At 40.4% G+C, this 20,843-nt stretch carries 14 protein-coding genes; 2 read left to right on the plus strand and 12 right to left on the minus strand.

What is annotated here, in order from left to right:
- Positions 1-7: 7 nt before the first annotated feature.
- A complete protein-coding gene (locus tag AAGR14_RS18510; RefSeq protein WP_342645729.1) occupies positions 8-601 on the minus strand; it encodes a D-sedoheptulose 7-phosphate isomerase in 594 nt (197 codons plus the stop codon).
- A gap of 587 nt (positions 602-1,188) precedes the next feature.
- Here AAGR14_RS18510 and AAGR14_RS18515 point away from each other — a divergent pair.
- A complete protein-coding gene (locus AAGR14_RS18515; protein WP_342645730.1) occupies positions 1,189-2,595 on the plus strand; it encodes an SUMF1/EgtB/PvdO family nonheme iron enzyme in 1,407 nt (468 codons plus the stop codon).
- Positions 2,596-2,674: 79 nt separating this feature from the next.
- A complete protein-coding gene (gene gldN / locus AAGR14_RS18520; RefSeq protein WP_342645731.1) occupies positions 2,675-3,859 on the plus strand; it encodes a gliding motility protein GldN in 1,185 nt (394 codons plus the stop codon).
- A gap of 407 nt (positions 3,860-4,266) precedes the next feature.
- Here the strand turns inward: gldN and AAGR14_RS18525 are convergent, their stop codons facing one another.
- The 11 genes from AAGR14_RS18525 to rplA form a co-directional block, all read right to left on the minus strand.
- A complete protein-coding gene (locus AAGR14_RS18525) occupies positions 4,267-5,247 on the minus strand; it encodes a UDP-glucuronic acid decarboxylase family protein (RefSeq protein ID WP_342648706.1) in 981 nt (326 codons plus the stop codon).
- A gap of 92 nt (positions 5,248-5,339) precedes the next feature.
- Positions 5,340-6,656 carry a UDP-glucose/GDP-mannose dehydrogenase family protein gene (locus AAGR14_RS18530; protein WP_342645732.1) on the minus strand — a complete coding sequence of 439 codons (1,317 nt, stop codon included), beginning with the start codon at positions 6,654-6,656 and terminating at the stop codon, positions 5,340-5,342.
- A 20-nt stretch (positions 6,657-6,676) separates the two neighbouring features.
- Entirely contained in the window at positions 6,677-7,615 is a 939-nt protein-coding gene (locus AAGR14_RS18535; RefSeq protein WP_342645733.1) for a GDP-L-fucose synthase, read from the minus strand.
- A 10-nt stretch (positions 7,616-7,625) separates the two neighbouring features.
- The gene (gene gmd / locus AAGR14_RS18540; protein WP_342645734.1) at positions 7,626-8,738 is read right to left on the minus strand and encodes a GDP-mannose 4,6-dehydratase; all 1,113 of its coding nucleotides are present in this window, start codon (positions 8,736-8,738) and stop codon (positions 7,626-7,628) included.
- A gap of 52 nt (positions 8,739-8,790) precedes the next feature.
- Positions 8,791-10,068, minus strand: coding sequence for a WcaI family glycosyltransferase (locus AAGR14_RS18545; protein WP_342645735.1), 1,278 nt, complete (start codon positions 10,066-10,068; stop codon positions 8,791-8,793).
- Between the two features lie 282 nt (positions 10,069-10,350).
- Positions 10,351-10,662 (minus strand): DUF3467 domain-containing protein, encoded by a 312-nt coding sequence (locus tag AAGR14_RS18550; RefSeq protein WP_342645736.1) that lies wholly within the window; start codon positions 10,660-10,662, stop codon positions 10,351-10,353.
- A gap of 149 nt (positions 10,663-10,811) precedes the next feature.
- Positions 10,812-15,101 (minus strand): DNA-directed RNA polymerase subunit beta', encoded by a 4,290-nt coding sequence (rpoC, locus tag AAGR14_RS18555; RefSeq protein ID WP_342645737.1) that lies wholly within the window; start codon positions 15,099-15,101, stop codon positions 10,812-10,814.
- A 117-nt stretch (positions 15,102-15,218) separates the two neighbouring features.
- On the minus strand, positions 15,219-19,022 hold the full coding sequence (gene rpoB, locus AAGR14_RS18560; protein WP_342645738.1) for a DNA-directed RNA polymerase subunit beta: 3,804 nt from the start codon (positions 19,020-19,022) through the stop codon (positions 15,219-15,221).
- A 150-nt stretch (positions 19,023-19,172) separates the two neighbouring features.
- Complete coding sequence (gene rplL, locus AAGR14_RS18565; protein WP_342645739.1) at positions 19,173-19,553, minus strand: 50S ribosomal protein L7/L12; 381 nt, start codon at positions 19,551-19,553, stop codon at positions 19,173-19,175.
- A gap of 60 nt (positions 19,554-19,613) precedes the next feature.
- Complete coding sequence (gene rplJ, locus AAGR14_RS18570) at positions 19,614-20,135, minus strand: 50S ribosomal protein L10 (RefSeq protein WP_342645740.1); 522 nt, start codon at positions 20,133-20,135, stop codon at positions 19,614-19,616.
- A 2-nt stretch (positions 20,136-20,137) separates the two neighbouring features.
- Complete coding sequence (gene rplA / locus AAGR14_RS18575; RefSeq protein WP_342645741.1) at positions 20,138-20,836, minus strand: 50S ribosomal protein L1; 699 nt, start codon at positions 20,834-20,836, stop codon at positions 20,138-20,140.
- Positions 20,837-20,843 lie beyond the last annotated feature (7 nt).

Here is a 20,843-nt window from a genome sequence, read left to right on the forward strand (position 1 = left end):
CAAAAAACTATTTTCTGGCTTTATATTCTTCAAAAAGCTGCTCCTCAACCAAATGGCAGATCATATGCCCTATCAATATATGCGACTCCTGAATGCGTGGCGTAACAGTAGACGGCACCTTGATACAGATATCGCATAAAGCAGCCATCTGACCTCCGGTTTCCCCTGTCAACCCGACAGAAATAACGCCCCGGTCTTTACATGTTTGCAATGCCTTTATAATATTGGGTGAGTTGCCCGAGGTAGATATACCTATAAAAACATCGCCTTTATTACCATGCGCCTCTATTTGCCTTGAGAAAAGACGCTCAAAACCATAGTCGTTACCTATACCTGTTAATATAGAGGTATCAGTAGATAAGGCAATGGACGGAATAGCCGGACGGTCAAAGTTAAAACGACTTACAAATTCGCCCGAAAGATGCTGTGCGTCGGCAGCACTCCCGCCATTACCTGCTAATAAGGTTTTGTTTCCGTTCTTATAACTATTGGTTATAGTCTCAACAGCTTTAATTATTAAGTCGAGTAAGCTTTGATCATTTAACAGTGCAGTCTTTACCTGTATTGATGATGATATGTGAGATTTTATAGTAGATAACATAGTTTACAAAAGTAAGCGGTTATGAGCATAATCGTACATTGATGTTTAGTTTAATGTACTAATCACTGAATGATGGTTAACAACAAAAAAGTTATCCACAAAAAATTAGTTTAAACAACATTCAATGATAAGTATCGTAAACGTTGACAAACCGTTAATGTATTGGCTTATAACGTTAAGCTGTTCTTTGAAAGAAAAAAGATTACTGGCATAACAAACATTAACCAATAGTTATAATACAAGTCACCCAAAAAGCCTTTACAAATGCAACAAACCTGCTAGAAAAAAAATTTGCTTTTATTGAAACTAATTATTTTTCAATGTAGTATAAGTGCTTAATTATTATTAACACCATATAGCTTACCTGAAAAAAATGTATTTATTACAACCCGGTAGCTTTAAAAATGAAAAAAATAAATAATTAACAGAAAAAATTTAAACAAAATACAATTAACAAAAACAAAAATTAAAAATTATTAACTTTTTAAACTTCTTGGAATCCTTTTTGCTCTAAGCTTAAACCCTGCGAGACTTGCCACAGAGAAGCAGGCTTAACTAAAAGCTAACGGTACATTAAAGGATAATTGTTGAATGCAAAAAATTTATTAAATCGAATGAAAATTAAACTTAATCAACTTGCCATCACACTTTCAGCGGCCGTAGCGTTTACAGCATGTCAAACTCAAAGCCGCATAGCAGGAATGGATAACATCCATACCTCCAGAGCAACAATGCAATCACTAACGCCCTTAGCACCACGAGGAATGGTGTATGTACCGGCTGGCAACATTGTTGAGAAAGAAGACACTAAAGATACATCGGTTGTTAAAACCGCTCCTAAAGTAGTTACCGTTAGTGCATTTTTCATGGACCAAACGGAAGTTACTAATAAACAATATCGTACTTTTGTAGATTGGGTTGCAGACTCGGTTGTAGTGACTGACTATCTGAAAGACGAAAAATACTTTCAAAAAGCAAAGAAAGCCCCTGTAGCAAAACTTTCAAAGTCGAAAGCTAAAGTTGCAGAAGTTGGTGCACCAATTTTTCTTGATAGCGTTAAAAGGATTGACTGGACCAAAGTTGGTAATATAAGAGAGCCTCTTTGGAAAACTGCAGATCCAAACATCAAAGGTTTGTTGTATGGAAAACTTTATACAATGATTAACGGAAAGCCGGCGCTGATACCTGGCAAAGTAGTTTACCGTTATGACCGCCTTTCTGTTGATCGCAATGGTTCTTCAAAATATATTACTGATACGGTATCAATTGTACCTACGCCTAAAGTATGGTCAAGTGACTTCCCTAACTCACAGATGGAAGTAATGGATAATAACTATTACACTAATATTGGTTATGATGAATACCCTGTAGTAGGCGTTAACTGGAAACAAGCACGTGCTTATACCAATTGGAGAAGCAAAATGATAAATGCTACTGCCGGTGAGGTATCATTAGTAAGAATGTATAACTTACAATACAACCTACCAACTGAAGCTCAGTGGGAATATGCTGCATCAAAAGATATGAAGTCAGAAGATTTTGATAAACTATCTACTGTAAGCATAAAAGAAAGAGAAGGAAGAAAAACAAAGAAAGTTGATGCTTTAGGTGTTAATTTTAAGCAACAAGAAGGTGATTACCGTAAAGATGGTGGCACTTACACTATGCACGTTAAATCTTACGCACCAAATTCATTAGGATTATACAACATGATGGGTAACGTAGCAGAATGGACTTTAGATGCTTTTAGCCCATCGTACAGAGAACTGGTACACGATTTGAACCCAGTGTTGTTGTACGACGCTGCTGACACTGAAAGTGAAGCTATGAGACGCAAAGTTGTAAGAGGTGGATCTTGGAAAGATAATGCTGATTTGTTAACTCCATCAACCCGCGCTTACGAAATACAAAATGTTGGTCACTCTTACATTGGTTTTAGATGTGTAATGCCTGCACCAGATGTGGTATTAGAGCAAACAAAAACCAGAAAGTAAAAAGAATCGTATTTAACACTCAATAACATACACGATACAAACAACAGCCGGCTTAAACTGGCCATAAAAAAATAAGACGATGAAAACATTAACTCATAAAATTTTCATAGCTGCTTTCTGTGTTCTTGGAGTAGTGTCGGTAACTACTACCGCTGATGCTCAAAAAAGAAAAGCTAAAAGCACTAAAGCCCGCACTTCTGTAAAAGCTAAAACTGCTTTAAACAAAGCACCAAAAAGCTACCAGACTAACACATTAGCTCAAAACACCGCTCCAGCTACCAACGCTGCTGACGTATTACCTCCTAACCAGCCACTACCAGCTGACGGTTACGAGAAAAATGAGATGTACACTAACGCAAAAGCGTTTAACTACCCTGGCATCAATAGCCGCGATGTAAAGTTTTACAAACGTGTATGGCGCGATATTGACGTAAATGATCCTAAAAACTCTTTATTCAACACTCCTGGTGCTACATTAGCCGACATCGTGTTAGAAGGTTTGAGAACTGGTAAATTAACTGCTTACGAGCCAAGCGCTACCAATAACGACAGCACTTTTGCAAAACCATTAGCTTTAGGCAAAGCACTATCCAAATTACAAGACAGCGTAATGGTTGATCAATTTGACCAAAACGGCAATAAAATTGGTTCAAGAATGGTATTGAACGACTTTAACGCAGCCCGCGTTACTAAATTCAGAACTAAAGAGGATATCTATTTTGATAAAAAACGTTCAATGATCGTTACCCGCATTGTAGGTTTAGCTCCATTGATGTCAGCTCAGGTTGCTGGCGCTACTGTAGGAGAAACTCCAGCTTTTTGGTTGTACTTCCCTCAATGCCGTGACTTTTTTGCTACTAAAGATGTAACTGATCCGGATCGTAATATTTATGACACTACTATAGACGACTTATTTGTTCAAGGTAAATATGCCAGCTCAATAGTACGTGCAAGTGGTACTGATAACCGCCCAAGCACCCAGTTAGCAACCAATGCTATTGCTGGTGCGGCCATTGATCCTGCTGCTGCTGAAAAAGATAAAGCTGAGATTTCTAAATCAGTAGAGTCTAAAATTGAAAACTTCAAAGCCAGCACTTGGGACTACAAAATGAAAGCTTCTCCTAAAACAGATTCAGACAAAAGAGAAGCTATGGCTAATGAAAGGAAAGAGAAAAAAGCTGCTGCCGCTGCTGAGAAAAAATCAAAAAAATCAACAACCGATAAAAGCACAAAATTAGCAAGTAATCAAAACGATAGCGAATAATCGTTATCCTTAAAATGAAAAGGCTCCGGAATTTCTTCCGGAGCCTTTTTCGTTTTAAGGAATTTTTATATTTCTTTTTAACTATTACAGGTAAAAGACACACTGTTAAAATAAGATGACAGATACACTAATCACAACACAACCTATATAATTGCTACCATTTTTGATTAGAATTTACTTATACTCTTAACATCAGCAACCAGTCTTCCAGATAGGAAATTACATCATGAAATGAGATTACGTTCAATAAAGCGCATAAAAAACATCATTACACTACTAATTTAGACGTCAGGCCCTCCTTATACCATACAACATTGAAGTAGGGAAAACTTAGAATGTTCAGTCATAAAAACGCCCGTAGATAAATGAATACCTACGGGCGATAATATTTAAAGTCTTGAATACAGTTATTTCATGTACTGAGAAAACTCTTTATGCTCAATAACATGCTGAGGAAGAGATTTGAAGTACTCGTAGGTAATTTTCAAACCTTCTTGTCTTGATACTTTAGGCTCCCAACCTAATATAGCTTTTGCCTTGGTGATGTCCGGTCTGCGTTGTTTAGGGTCATCAGTAGGTAGTGGCTTACTGATTAACTGCTGATCGGTACCAGTTAATTTAATGATCTCTTCGCCAAATTCACGAATGGTGATCTCGTCAGGGTTACCAACGTTCATTGGCTGTACGTAATCGCTCAATAATAAGCGGTAAATACCTTCAATCAAATCATCAACGTAGCAGAAAGCTCTGGTTTGAGAACCATCACCAAACATAGTCAGAGGCTCGCCTCTTAAAGCCTGACCGATGAAAGCAGGTAATACCCGTCCGTCATTCAGTCGCATTCTTGGTCCGTAAGTATTAAAGATTCTCACAATACGGGTTTGAACACCATGGAACGTATGATATGCCATAGTGATAGCTTCCTGAAAGCGTTTAGCTTCATCGTATACACCACGAGGGCCTACAGGATTTACGTTACCCCAGTACTCTTCCGGTTGCGGATTTACAGTAGGGTCACCATAAATTTCAGAAGTGGAGGCTACTAAAATGCGGGCATCTTTAGCTCTTGCCAAACCTAAAAGGTTGTGAGTACCTAATGAACCAACTTTAAGGGTTTGGATAGGAATTTTTAGATAATCAATTGGTGATGCAGGGCTTGCAAAATGCAGGATGTAATCCAATTGGCCCGGTATGTGCACAAATTTAGAAACATCATGGTTGTAAAACTCGAAGTTTTCAAGTTTAAACAGATGCTCAATATTTTTTAAATCACCTGTGATAAGATTATCCATACCTATTACATGGCAACCTTCTTTAATGAAACGATCACATAAATGCGAACCCAAAAAGCCGGCTGCACCTGTAACGAGAACTCTTTTCCCTTTTATATCCATTATTAACGAATTTTTGTGTGAATGGTTAAGCTATTATGCTTGTTATGAAGTTAAACTTAATTTGTAAACGACAGACTATCCTTTGATTAACTTACTACTTTTCTACCAATAGAGTTGTAATAGAAGCCGCAATCAATCATCTTATCCAGGTCGTAAAGGTTACGGCCATCAAAAATAACTTTAGCTTTTAACAGGCTCTCTACTTTTGTAAAGTCTGGCGTACGGAACAGAGACCACTCGGTAACAATCAATAAAGCGTCAGCATCTTTCAATGCATCATACTGGTTGTCAGCATATTTAACCTTATCGCCAATCATCTGCTCAACGTTTTTCATACCCTCAGGGTCAAACGCAGTTACAGTAGCGCCGGCTTCTACTAAAGCGTCAATGATGTACAATGCAGGAGCCTCGCGGATATCGTCAGTTTCCGGCTTAAAGGCCAGTCCCCAAAGGGCAAAATGTTTACCTTTTAAATCACCGTTGTAATATTTCTTTACTTTTTCGGTCAATACGTTTTTCTGAATCTCGTTTACGTCCATCACCGAGTTCAGGATTTTAAAGTCGTATTGGTTCTCTTCTGCCGATTTAGCTAAAGCCTGTACGTCTTTAGGGAAACAGCTACCACCATAACCTATACCTGCAAACAGGAAGCGTTTACCGATACGCTCGTCAGCGCCAATACCTTTTCTCACCATGTCCACGTCTGCACCAACCAGTTCGCACAAGTTAGCAATTTCGTTCATGAATGAAATTTTGGTAGCCAGGAAAGAGTTAGCCGCATATTTGGTTAACTCTGACGAACGCTCGTCCATAAATACAATCGGGTTACCCTGACGTACGTATGGGCCGTACAGTTCGGCCATCAGTTTGCGGGCTTTCTCATCAGTAGTACCTACTACCACACGGTCAGGCTTCATAAAATCTTCAACCGCTACACCCTCTCTTAAAAACTCAGGATTAGACACCACAGCGTAAGTAATGCCTTCAGCAGCGTGCTGCTGCATTACGGCAGTTACTTTATCAGCAGTACCTACAGGCACAGTTGACTTTGTAACAATTACTTTGTACTCGGTTAAAAGCTTGGCAATATCACCAGCTGCACCAAGTACGTAGCTCAGGTCGGCTGCACCATCACCGCCCGGAGGGGTTGGCAAGGCTAAGAATATAATTTTAGCTTCTTTGATACCTTCGGCCAGATTGGTGGTAAACGACAAACGGCCTTGCTCAATATTCCGGTGGAATAAAAGCTCCAAGCCTGGTTCGTAGATAGGAAGTTTACCTTCCTTCATCATCGCAACTTTTTTCTCGTTGATGTCAACACACGTCACATCATTACCGGTTTCGGCTAAACAGGTTCCGGTAACTAAACCTACGTAACCAGTTCCTACAACTGCTATTTTCATTTTTTATAATTTGGCAAATATTATTGTTTCACAACCTGCTTAGTCAAGAAGTCTTGATAAGCTAAGCTTACCCCTTCAGGTAGATCGATGGTGTGTTTCCATCCCTGGCTGTGAAGTTTTGATACATCCATCAGTTTACGTGGTGTACCATCTGGTTTTGAGGTATCAAAATCGATGGCACCCTCGAAACCAACAGTTTCTTTAACCAGCTCTGCCAGTTCTTTGATAGATAAATCTTCGCCGGTGCCGATATTTACCAAGCCAGGCTCATTATAATTTTCCATCAGATAGTAACAGGCTGCGGCCAAATCATCGGCAAACAAAAACTCCCTTTTTGGTGATCCGGTTCCCCATATAGTTACTGATTCGGCTCCCTGTTCTTTAGCTTCATGAAACCTTCTGATTAAAGCCGGTAAAACGTGAGAGTTTTGAGGATGATAGTTATCGTTGTAACCATACAGATTGGTAGGCATTACAGAGATGTAGTTGCAACCATATTGTGAACGGTAAGCATCACACATTTTAATACCAGCAATCTTGGCAATAGCGTAAGGCTCGTTGGTTTCCTCTAAGGTACCTGTTAACAGGTAATCTTCTTGTAACGGCTGCGGAGCCATTTTAGGATAAATACAACTCGAACCCAAAAACATCAGCTTTTTCACGCCATTTAGGTACGAAGAATGGATGATGTTATTTTGAATTTGTAAATTGTCGTATAAAAACTCGGCCCGGTAAGTGTTGTTGGCAACAATACCCCCTACTTTAGCAGCAGCCAAAAATACATAATCAGGCTTTTCCTGTTCAAAAAAGTCTGCTACCGCTTGCTGATTACGTAAATCAAGATCGCCGGAGTTACGCGTAACAAAATTAGTAAAGCCCTCTTTTTCTAATTTACGCATGATAGCAGAGCCCACCATACCGCGGTGCCCTGCTATGTAAATCTTTGCTTCTTTTTCCATGAGCCGAAGCTTATTCGAACTGGTTTTTAATTTTATAACCTGATTCTTTCAGTAATTTTTCGCGTTGGAACAGTTCAACGTCAGCAGCAACCATTTCAGACACTAAGCCTTTCAGATCGTACTTAGGTTCCCAGCCCAATTTGGTTTTTGATTTGGTTGGGTCACCAATCAACAACTCAACCTCAGTTGGACGGAAATATTTAGGATCAACCGCAACCACTTCAGTACCTTCGGCTACCTGGAATTCAGGATTTGAACAAGATACGATATAACCTTTTTCGTCAACACCTTCACCTTTAAATTCTACAGTAATGCCTACCTCAGCAAATGCCATTTTAACAAAATCGCGTACATGAGTGGTTACGCCTGTAGCAATAACGTAATCGGTAGGCTCATCTTGTTGCAAAATCAGGTACATAGCCTCTACGTAGTCTTTGGCATGTCCCCAGTCGCGTTGAGCGTCCAGGTTGCCCAGGTATAATTTATCCTGCAGACCCATAGCAATTTTAGACACAGCGCGTGTAATTTTACGGGTTACGAACGTTTCGCCTCTCAGGGGACTTTCGTGGTTAAATAAAATACCGTTACAGGCATAAATACCATAAGCCTCGCGGTAATTTACGGTAATCCAGTAAGCGTACATTTTGGCTACAGCGTAAGGGCTGCGTGGATAAAACGGAGTAGTTTCTGATTGAGGAACGGCTTGTACCAAACCATAAAGCTCAGAAGTAGAAGCTTGGTAAATTTTAGTTTTTTTCTCTAAACCTAAAATACGGATAGCTTCTAACAAACGCAAGGTACCAATACCATCAGCGTTAGCTGTATATTCAGGAGTATCGAAACTAACCTTTACGTGCGACATTGCACCTAAATTATAAATCTCGTCGGGTTGTACTTGCTGAATAATACGGATAAGGTTAGTTGAGTCTGATAAATCGCCGTAATGTAATACCAGTCTTGGATTGGCCTCATGCGGATCTTGATAAAGGTGATCAATACGATCGGTATTGAACAAAGAAGAACGACGTTTGATGCCGTGAACTTCGTATCCTTTACTGAGTAGTAACTCAGTTAAATAGGCTCCATCCTGACCTGTTATGCCCGTAAGCAACGCTTTTTTCATATGTGTGTAAACTTTGTGATATTTTATATTAGCAATAAAGCTTGTATATACATTAATTTAACTGTGCCGGCACTGCCTGTGCGCCAAATACCTTTTCGACAAAGCTGCCCATTACATTGTCAATGTTCAAATATTTGATTGCATATTCACGGGCATTGCCGCATTTCTGCTCTGTATCGCCTTGCTGATGCTGAATTTCTTTTATCTTTTGGGCTAACAGTTCGTAACTCTCAGGCTCGATGATGTAACCGAGATTATATTTGCTTAGTAGGTTGTGCAGTGAGGTACCAGGCAAACAAGTTACTATACTCGCACCACCAACGGCCAATATAGTAGTTAATTTTGATGGCATTACTAAATCTCCTGCGTTTGCTTTTTGCAGTACCAAATGTAAATCAGCCATGTTCAAAAACTCGTTAAACTTATCCTTGTCCTGTACAGGCATAAAAATCAAGTTAGTTAAGTTTTTCTCGTTAGCCATCTCAACTAACCTTTCTTTGTATGGGCCAGATCCGCAGATAATAAACTTAATTTTTGTTTCGTTCCGTAATAGGTCTGCGGCATGAATTACGTTTTCTAAACCCTGCTTTTCCCCTATAGCGCCCGAGTAAAGCACCACCAAATCGTCAGCATTAAATCCCCATGATGTTTTTAAGCTTTCGCGGTCTGCAATGGGATAAAAGAAAGAAGTATCAGCCCAATTAGGAAAAAATATTACTTCTTTATCAACTTTGGCAGCCACCTTTTCAATCATCCCCTCGGATATGGTACTCACAAAATCAACTTTAGAAAGGATGTTTGCTTCTACCTCGTACAGCTTATCTAACAATTTATTGTTAGACAGCATTCCCAAATCCTGAGCAGCTTCGATTTGTAAATCCTGAATATGATATAAGATTTTACCCCCAGTAAAATTTCTAACCATTAAACCCAGGTACGCCAGATGGAAAGGCGGCGCAACTGTAATAATTAAATCAAATCTTTTAGAAAGCATTAGAAGTTTCAAAATCACCCACGACTTTGAAATCCAAAATGATAAATCCTGTACCATGCGCTTTTTACCGCTTGGTTGCGACGGAATATAAGATGGGCATCTATAAACAGTAACTTTTGTACCGCTTGATGGATTATTTACAATTTCTTTTTTAAACCACCGATTGGTATAGGGTTCCTGTACCTTCCATTGCGGATAGTACGGAAAGGTGGTGACAACTGTGCAGTTATAGCCATTTTTTGCCAACCAGTCAATCATTTCGCCATTGTACTTACCAATGCCTGTAGGCTCCGGTGCATAATTATGACTGATCAACAAAACGTTTTTCGAATTCATTAAAAAATTATATACTTGTTATGGCTATATAGTATAATAACAGAGTTGAGCGCACATTACAACAAAGATAATATTTTAGGTAAATAATTGAAATAATATAAAACAATTATTCCATTTCTTGAACAAATCGCAAAACGAAAATTTATATTAATACTTAATATTTTGTTTTAACGATTTTCAATGTATAAACATACGTAAATTAAAAGAATAGCTAAAATAATATAATAGCGTATTATTACGTTATACGTCGCGCAAGCTTGAAGTGTTTCTGTTTGATTTTTACTAAGCTTGACCGACTGTGCCGCCAAAATTTATCGGAAAACCTGGGTTTTCGGATTGTACTTTGATGCGACCATTCGCTGCTTCATATTTCTCGACATTATCTTCTAGGGCCGATAACAAACGCTTAGCATGCTCGGGAGTAAGTATAATACGGGATTTAACTTTTGCTTTAGGTATACCAGGCATAATTCTGATAAAATCAACTACAAATTCGGCATTGGAGTGTGTTATTACGGCAAGGTTTGAATATACTCCTTCTGCAATTTCCTCTGTTAATTCAATATTTAGTTGCCCCTCATTTATTTCTTCCATGTTACTAAATTACAAAAGCATACGAATTGAAGTTAAATAAAATGATCAAAACCTTACAAAGTTCTTCACATTGCAAAACTCTTATATTCAAGACAAAAAAGGCCACTCTGCTTAAGCAAAGTGGCCTTTAAATTTATTCGATTACTCGATTAAGCTTCTACGTCTTCAGTTTTTGACGCCATTAAGCGATCAAACTCTTCCTGAGAACCTACACGAATGTTATCGTAAGCGCGTAAACCAGTACCTGATGGTATTAAGTGACCAACAATTACGTTTTCCTTCAAACCTAACATTAAGTCGCGTTTACCAGCGATGGCAGCCTCGTTTAGTACTTTAGTTGTTTCCTGGAACGATGCCGCAGAGATGAACGACTTAGTGCCTAACGACGCACGAGTTATACCTTGCAGTATAGGGCTTGAAGTTGCCGGGATGGCATCTCTTACCTCAACCAGTTGCTGATCTTTACGTTTCAATGAAGAGTTTTCGTCTCTCAATCTGCGTAACGATACGATCTGGCCAGCTTTCAACGTGGTTGAATCACCTGGTTCTACTACTACCTTTTTGTCGTAAATATCATCGTTCTCGATCATGAAGTCCCAGCTGTCAACAGCTTCTCTTTCCAGGAAGCGGGTATCGCCCGGATCCTCGATAGATACTTTCTGCATCATCTGGTGAACGATAACTTCAAAGTGCTTATCGTTAATTTTCACACCTTGCAAACGGTAAACTTCTTGAATACCGTTAACCAGGTATTCTTGCACTGCAGCCGGACCTTTGATAGCCAGGATGTCGGCAGGAGAAATTGAACCGTCTGATAATGGCATACCAGCTTTAACAAAGTCATTATCCTGTACCAGGATGTGTTTAGACAATGGCACCAAGTATTTTTTAACCTGACCGTCTTTCGACTCAATAGTGATTTCGCGGTTACCACGTTTTACACCACCTAAAGTTACCACACCATCAATCTCGGTTACTACAGCCGGGTTAGACGGGTTACGTGCCTCGAATAACTCGGTTACACGTGGTAAACCACCGGTGATATCTCGCGTTTTACCGGTTGAACGAGGTATTTTAGCAATAACTTGTCCAGTTTGTATTTTCTCACCCTCTTCGATAGCGATGTGCGCACCTACCGGGATGTTATAACCTTTAATCAAATCGCCGCCGCGCTCTGTAATCTGGATAACCGGGTTTTTAGTTTTATCTCGGGTATCGATAATTACCTTTTCACGGTGACCGGTTTGCTCGTCAGACTCCTCACGGAAAGTGATACCTTCTAATACGGCGTCGAATTTGGCAACACCTGCAAATTCCGAAATAATTACGGCGTTGTACGGATCCCATGAACAGATACGTTCACCTTTGGTAATCTTGCTGCCATCTTTAATGTACAGGTAAGAACCATAAGGGATGTTGTTGGTCATGATCACCTTGTTGCTGCCCGGCTCAATGATACGGAACTCACCCGAACGACCTAATACCACCTCAACAGTACCATCTTCGTCGGTTTCGAAAGGTACCGTACGTACGTTTTCAAACTCGATGATACCATCGTAACGTGCATTGATCTGAGATTCTGCCGCAATGTTTGATGCAGTACCACCCACGTGGAAAGTACGCAGGGTTAACTGTGTACCAGGCTCACCGATAGACTGTGCTGCAATAACACCCACCGCCTCGCCGGCTTGAACACGTTTGCCCGAAGCCAAGTTACGGCCGTAGCAAAGTGCACATACACCACGTTTACTTTCGCAAGTTAATACTGAACGAATCTCGATACCTTCTAACGGAGAGTTCTCGATGCGTTTAGCAATTTCTTCGTCAATATCTTCACCAGCAGATACCAATTGCTCATTGGTAATAGGATCAAATACATCATGCAATGATGTACGGCCTAAAATACGATCATATAATGGCTCAACAATGTCCTCGTTATCTTTAAGGGCAGTGGTGAATATACCGCGTAATGTTCCACAATCAGTTTCGCCTACGATCATATCTTGGGCAACGTCATGCAAACGACGGGTTAGGTAACCAGCATCCGCAGTTTTTAACGCCGTATCCGCCAAACCTTTACGGGCACCGTGGGTAGAGATAAAGTATTCTAGTACCGACAGACCTTCTTTAAAGTTTGATAAGATCGGGTTCTCGATAATCTCGCCACCCGAACCTGATTTTTGCGGTTTGGCCATCAGACCACGCATACCGGCTAACTGACGAATCTGCTCTTTAGAACCACGTGCACCCGAATCCAGCATCATATAAACAGAGTTGAAGCCCTGGTTATCGGTAGATAGGATTTCCATCACATTCGCAGTCAAGCGATTGTTGATACGGGTCCAGATGTCAATAATTTGGTTGTAACGCTCGTTGTTGGTAATGAAACCCATATTGTAGTTGTTCATTACCTCTTCAACCTCGCGCGAAGCCTGCTCAATCAGGTCAACCTTTTGAGCAGGAATATTTACGTCTTGCAGGTTGAACGATAAACCACCACGGAATGCCATTTGGAAACCTAATTCCTTAATGTCGTCCAAGAACTGGGCTGCACGGGCCATACCTGTGTTTTTAACAACTTCACCAATAATATCACGCAGTGATTTTTTAGTTAACAGTTCGTTGATGTAACCTACTTCTTCAGGTACGTGCTGGTTAAATAACACGCGGCCAACGGTAGTTTCAATCAATTTGTTAACAATACTGCCATCGCGCTCTTTTACGTTAGCTTTAACCTTGATAAAAGCATGCAAGTCAACTTTCTTCTCATTGTAGGCAATAATTACCTCTTCGGCAGAGTAAAAGCTTAAGCCCTGACCATTTACTACACGCTTTTCATCAGTTTTACGGCCTTTAGTAATATAATAAAGACCCAAAACCATATCCTGAGATGGTACTGTAATTGGCGTACCGTTAGCAGGGTTAAGAATGTTGTGCGAAGCCAACATCAAAATTTGGGCTTCCAGAATAGCAGCATTACCAAGCGGTACGTGCACAGCCATCTGGTCACCGTCAAAGTCGGCGTTGAATGCGGTACAGGTTAACGGGTGTAACTGGATAGCTTTACCTTCCACCAGTTTTGGTTGGAAAGCCTGGATACCCAAACGGTGCAGCGTAGGTGCACGGTTTAATAACACCGGGTGACCTTTTAATACGTTTTCCAGAATGTCCCAAACTAATGGGTCTTTGCGGTCAACAATTTTTTTAGCTGATTTAACTGTTTTAACCACACCACGCTCAATCATTTTGCGGATGATAAATGGTTTAAACAGCTCGGCAGCCATATCTTTTGGTAAACCACACTCGTGTAATTTAAGGTTTGGTCCAACCACAATTACCGAACGGGCAGAGTAATCCACACGTTTACCTAATAAGTTTTGACGGAAACGACCTTGTTTACCTTTCAAGATGTCTGAAAGTGATTTAAGGGCACGGTTACCTTCGGTTTTAACAGCGTTAACTTTACGTGAGTTATCAAATAACGAATCCACAGCTTCCTGTAGCATACGTTTCTCATTACGTAAAATTACTTCAGGAGCCTTAATTTCGATTAGACGCTTTAAACGGTTGTTACGGATGATAACACGACGGTATAGGTCATTCAAATCGGAAGTAGCGAAGCGGCCACCTTCTAACGGCACCAACGGACGTAACTCTGGTGGAATAACCGGAACGATTTTTACAATCATCCACTCAGGGTTATTGTCAATGCGTGTTTTAGCATCACGGAAAGCCTCAACAACCTGCAAGCGTTTTAACGCTTCATTTTTACGTTGCTGAGAAGTTTCGTTAGCTGCTTGGTGACGTAGATCATAAGAAAGCTGATCTAAGTCGATACGTTTTAATAACTCTTCCAAAGCTTCAGCACCCATTTTGGCGACAAATTTCTGCGGATCTTTGTCGTCGAGGTACTGATTTTCTTTTGGTAACGTATCTAATACATCAAGGTATTCTTCTTCTGTCAGGAAATCCATTTTAGAGATTCCGTCAGTTTCTTTAACACCAGGCTGAATTACCACATAACGCTCGTAGTATATAATTAAGTCAAGTTTTTTGGTTGGTAAACCCAGTAAGTAACCAATTTTGTTTGGTAACGAACGGAAATACCAGATGTGCGCAACCGGAACCACCAGGTTAATGTGTCCCATGCGCTCGCGACGTACCTTTTTTTCGGTTACTTCAACACCACACCGGTCACACACGATGCCTTTATAACGGATACGTTTGTATTTACCGCAATGACATTCGTAATCTTTTACCGGACCAAAAATACGCTCGCAGAACAAACCATCACGCTCGGGTTTGTAAGTCCGGTAGTTAATGGTTTCTGGCTTTAAAACTTCACCGCTCGAACGCTCCAGGATAGACTCGGGTGAGGCTAAGCTGATGGTAATGGTGGTGAAGTTACTTTTGATTTTATTATCTTTTTTGTAAGACATATATCTTTTTTAATGATTTAGTGAATAAGCAGTTATTTTAAAACTGCTTTCCTTGCACATAAAAGTTAACAAAGGATTGAATGACTACTCATCCAATCCTTCACTAATCAATCTTTATTATTCTAACGTGATGTCCAGACCTAAACCTCTCAACTCATGAACCAATACATTGAATGACTCAGGAACCGAAGGTGTTGGCAGGTTTTCACCTTTAACAATGGCTTCGTAAGTTTTAGCACGGCCAATAACATCATCCGATTTAACGGTCAGGATTTCCTGCAGAATGTTGGCAGCACCAAAGGCCTCCAATGCCCAAACCTCCATCTCACCAAAACGCTGACCACCAAATTGGGCTTTACCACCCAACGGTTGTTGTGTAATTAATGAGTACGGACCGATTGAACGGGCGTGCATTTTATCGTCAACCATGTGGCCCAGTTTCAGCATGTAGATGATACCTACTGTAGTTGGCTGGTCAAAACGCTCGCCGGTTAAGCCATTGTGTAAATAAGTACGACCGGTAGCCGGTAAACCTGCTTTAGCAATCCAGTCTTCCACCTCTTGGTAAGTTGCACCGTCGAAAATCGGGGTTGCAAACTTCATTCCCAACTCTTTACCAGCCCAACCCAATACAGTTTCGTAAATCTGGCCCAAGTTCATACGCGATGGTACACCCAGTGGGTTCAACACAATATCAACTGGAGTACCATCTTCCAGGAACGGCATATCCTCATCACGCACTATACGGGCAACAATACCTTTGTTACCGTGACGACCGGCCATTTTATCACCCACTTTAAGCTTACGCTTTTTAGCGATGTAAACTTTAGCCATCTGCACAATACCTGATGGTAACTCATCACCTACGCTAATTGCAAACTTATCACGGCGGTAGCCACCTAATTCTTCGTTAACTTTGATACCGTAGTTATGAAGTAACAACTTAATCTGATCGTTTTTATCATCGTCAGTTGTCCACTTAGTTGGATTGATGTTTTCGTAATTAAGTTCGGCCAGTGTTTTCTGAGTAAACTTAACGCCTTTAGGTACTAAAAGCTCTTTGTAAACATTGAAAATACCTTGTGAGGTTTTGCCGTTTACAATTTCAAATAACTTGTCAACCAAACGGTTTTTAAGTTCTTTGATTGCCCTTTCGTGTTTGGTATCTAATTTCTCTAATTGTGCTTTTTCTTCTGCTTTAGAAGTCTTTTTGGCACGAGAGAATAATTTAGTGTCAATAACTACACCGCTGATAGATGGCGGAGTTTTTAAAGAAGCATCTTTTACGTCGCCGGCTTTGTCACCAAAGATAGCACGTAACAGTTTTTCTTCCGGTGATGGGTCAGACTCGCCTTTCGGGGTAATCTTACCAATCAGGATGTCGCCTTCTTTAACTTCAGCACCAACACGGATAATACCGTCTTCGTCCAAGTCTTTTGTAGCTTCTTCAGATACGTTAGGAATATCTGGTGTTAATTCTTCTTCACCACGTTTAGTATCACGAACTTCAAGTTCAAATTCTTCAACGTGTAACGAAGTAAAGATATCCTGAGATACAACACGCTCAGAAATTACAATCGCATCCTCAAAGTTGTAACCTTGCCAAGGCATGAATGCTACTTTCATGTTGCGGCCTAAAGCCAGCTCACCATTTTGTGTAGCGTAACCTTCACATAACACCTGACCTTTTTCAACCCGCTCGCCTTTTTTAACAATTGGCTTAAGGTTCATCGTGGTGCTCTGGTTAGTTTTCTGAAACTTAATTAAGCGGTAAGACCTAATGTCGTCATCGAAAGAAACCAAACGGTCATCCTCAGTACGGTCGTATTTAATACGAATTTCGTTCGCATCTACATACTCAACCACACCATTACCTTCAGCGTTAACCAAAGTACGCGAGTCTTTCGCTACACGGCCTTCCAAACCTGTACCTACAATTGGCGCCTCAGGGCGTAAAAGCGGCACAGCCTGGCGCTGCATGTTTGAACCCATCAATGCACGGTTAGCATCATCATGTTCTAAGAACGGAATCAGCGACGCTGCGATTGAAGTAATCTGGTTAGGAGCAATATCCATGTAATCTAAACGCTCTGGCTCAATTACTGGGAAGTCACCCTCGAAACGGGCTTTAACACGTGGTGTAGCAAAGTTACCTTGATCATCATAAACTGCATTAGCCTGACCAATGGTTTTACCATCTTCGTCTTCTGCAGATAGATAAATTACCGGCTCATCAACAGCTACTACCCCGTTATCAACGCGTTTATATGGCGTTTCAATGAAACCTAAGTTGTTAATTTTAGCATGCACACACAATGAAGAAATCAAACCGATGTTTGGTCCTTCTGGTGTTTCAATGGTACACAACCGGCCATAGTGGGTATAGTGAACGTCACGCACCTCGAAACCAGCACGCTCACGCGACAGACCACCTGGACCAAGCGCCGACAAACGGCGTTTGTGAGTAATCTCGGCCAATGGATTGGTTTGATCCATAAACTGAGATAACTGGTTGGTACCAAAGAAAGAGTTAATTACTGATGATAATGTACGTGCATTAATCAGGTCGGTTGGTGTGAACACCTCGTTGTCGCGAATGTTCATACGCTCACGGATGGTACGAGCCATACGTGCTAAACCTACACCAAACTGCGCATACAACTGCTCGCCTACCGTACGAACACGACGGTTTGACAAGTGGTCAATATCATCCACCTCAGCTTTAGAGTTTATCAGCTTAATTAAGTATTTAACGATGGCAATAATGTCTGCCTTGGTTAATACCTTAATCTCGTCTGACGTATCCAGCTTCAATTTACGGTTGATGCGGTAACGGCCCACATCGCCCAAATCATATCTTTTATCAGAGAAGAACAAACGATCGATAATACCGCGTGCGGTTTCCTCATCAGGCGGTTCGGCGTTACGTAACTGACGGTAAATGTGCTCAACAGCCTCTTTCTCCGAGTTGGAAGTATCTTTTTGTAAAGTATTATATATAATGGTATAATCACCGCTGGTAGATGCATCTTCCTTGTTCAGGATAATGCTTTTTACGCCAGCATCGATGATCATATCAATGTTGTCATCATTCAAGATAGTTTCGCGCTCAAGGATGATTTCGTTACGGTCAATAGATACCACTTCACCGGTATCTTCGTCCACAAAGTCTTCAACCCATTTTTTAAGCACCCTTGCTGCAAGCTTACGGCCTACAAATTTTTTAAGGCCTGATTTACTCACTTTAACTTCATCAGCCAACTCAAACAGTTCAAGGATATCCTTGTCCGAGTCGTAGCCAATAGCACGAAGTAAGGTAGTTACAGGGAATTTCTTTTTACGGTCAATATATGCATACATTACGTTGTTAACGTCTGTAGCAAACTCAATCCATGAACCTTTGAAAGGAATAACACGGGCGGAGTACAATTTAGTACCGTTGGTGTGACGGCTTTGGCCAAAAAACACACCTGGCGAACGGTGCAATTGCGAAACAATTACACGCTCAGCACCGTTGATAACAAAAGTACCTTTAGGTGTCATGTATGGGATTGTACCTAAGTAAACATCCTGTACAATGGTTTCAAAGTCTTCGTGTTCTTCATCGTTACATGAAAGGCGAAGCTTTGCTTTTAAAGGCACGCTGTAAGTTAAACCACGGTCGATACACTCTTGTATATCGTAGCGCGGCGGATCAATAAAATAGTCCAGAAACTCCAGAACGAAAATATTTCTCGAGTCGGAGATCGGGAAGTTTTCGGCAAACACTTTAAACAAGCCTTCCTTGTGACGGTTGTCTGAAGTGGTTTCCAATTGGAAAAATTCCTGAAAAGATTTTAACTGTACATCCAGAAAGTCAGGGTAGTCAAGGACATGCCTGCTGGTTGCAAAGTTCACTCTTTGGTTATTTTTGTTTGCCAAGGGATTATAATTTTAATATGAATTAAACTCTTATGGGTTTATTTAAAGTTGTTCCTGAACTTCAAACAAAAATGAAAACATTATAAACGACAATAGACCCCGACCAAATACAGGTCGGAGTCTTATTGCTTTGGGCGTTATTGAGTTAAATTACTTAACTTCAACTACTGCTCCAGCTTCTTCTAACGATTTTTTCAAAGATTCAGCTTCTTCTTTAGTTACACCAGTTTTAACTTCTTTTGGTGCACCGTCAACTAAGTCTTTTGCTTCTTTTAAGCCTAAGCCAGTTAAATCTTTTACTAATTTAACAACTGCTAATTTCTGACCGCCAGCTTCTTTTAAGATAACGTCAAATGCAGTTTGCTCAACAGCCGCAGCAGGTGCATCACCACCACCAGCAGGAGCAGCAACAGCTACAGCTGCAGCAGCAGGCTCAATACCATACTCGTCTTTTAAGATCTGAGCTAATTCGTTAACTTCTTTTACTGTTAAGTTTACTAACTGTTCAGCAAACGATTTTAAATCTGCCATTTTATTTCTTTTTTTAACTTTGAATACTTTGTTCTAATATGCTTCCTTAAAGGTGGACGCTTAACCTTCTCTTTCTTGTAATGTTTTAACCAAACCTGCGATAGTAGTTCCGCCTGATTGCAGAGCAGAAAGTACATTTTTAGCAGGAGATTGCAGTAAGCCAATAATTTCGCCAACCAATTCTTCTTTCGATTTAAGCGTCAGCAACGCGTCTAACTGGCTATCGCCAACAAAGGCAGCCGAGTAAACGTAAGCGCTTTTTAAAACAGGCTTGTCGCCTTTTTTGCGTAAATCCTTTATCAACTGAGCCGGAGCTTTAGCTGATTTTGAGAACAATATAGTTGATGTGCCTTTTAATGTATCGTACAAAGGAGCGAAATCACCGTCGGCAGCTTCTAAAGCTTTTTTGATCAAGCTGTTTTTTGCTACCTGCATTGTAATATTGGCATCGAAGCATTTGCGACGAATGTCGTTTACTTTAGCAACAGTTAAATCTGCAGTATCAGTAATATAGAAATTACCATACTCTTTGATCTGCTCGGTTAGAGCTTCAACCAGTTCGTATTTTTCTTCTTTATTCATGATTAAATGCCTGTTACTGTTTTGGTTTCAACTTCAATTCCTGGCGACATAGTTGAAGAAACATGAATGCTCTTAAAATATGTGCCCTTAGCTGCTGACGGTTTTAATTTTGAAATGGTTTGCAAAACTTCCAAAGCATTTTCATAAATTTTGTCGGCAGGGAAAGATACTTTTCCTATTGAGGCATGGATGATACCGGTTTTGTCAACTTTAAAATCGATTTTACCAGCTTTAACCTCAGTTACTGCTTTACCCACTTCTGGAGTTACAGTACCTGATTTAGGGTTTGGCATAAGGTTACGCGGACCTAAAATACGGCCTAAACGTCCTACCTTAGCCATTACGCTTGGCATAGTGATGATAATGTCAACATCAGTCCATCCGCCTTCTATTTTAGCAATATAATCATCCAAACCTACATAATCTGCACCGGCGTCTTTTGCCTCTTGCTCCTTGTCAGGAGTACAAAGCACCAAAACGCGCACAGTTTTACCGGTTCCATGAGGTAAGGTTGCTATACCACGCACCATTTGATTGGCTTTACGTGGGTCAACACCTAAACGTACGTCAATGTCAACAGATGCGTCAAACTTAGTTGTAGTTATTTCTTTAACTAAGTTAGTGGCATCCTGCAAGGAGTATGCTTTGTTAGCCTCAATTTTTGATAGTACTGCTTTTTGATTTTTTGTTAATCTAGCCACTGTCTTA

This window comes from Mucilaginibacter sp. CSA2-8R, from assembly GCF_038806765.1.
Lineage (GTDB): Bacteria > Bacteroidota > Bacteroidia > Sphingobacteriales > Sphingobacteriaceae > Mucilaginibacter.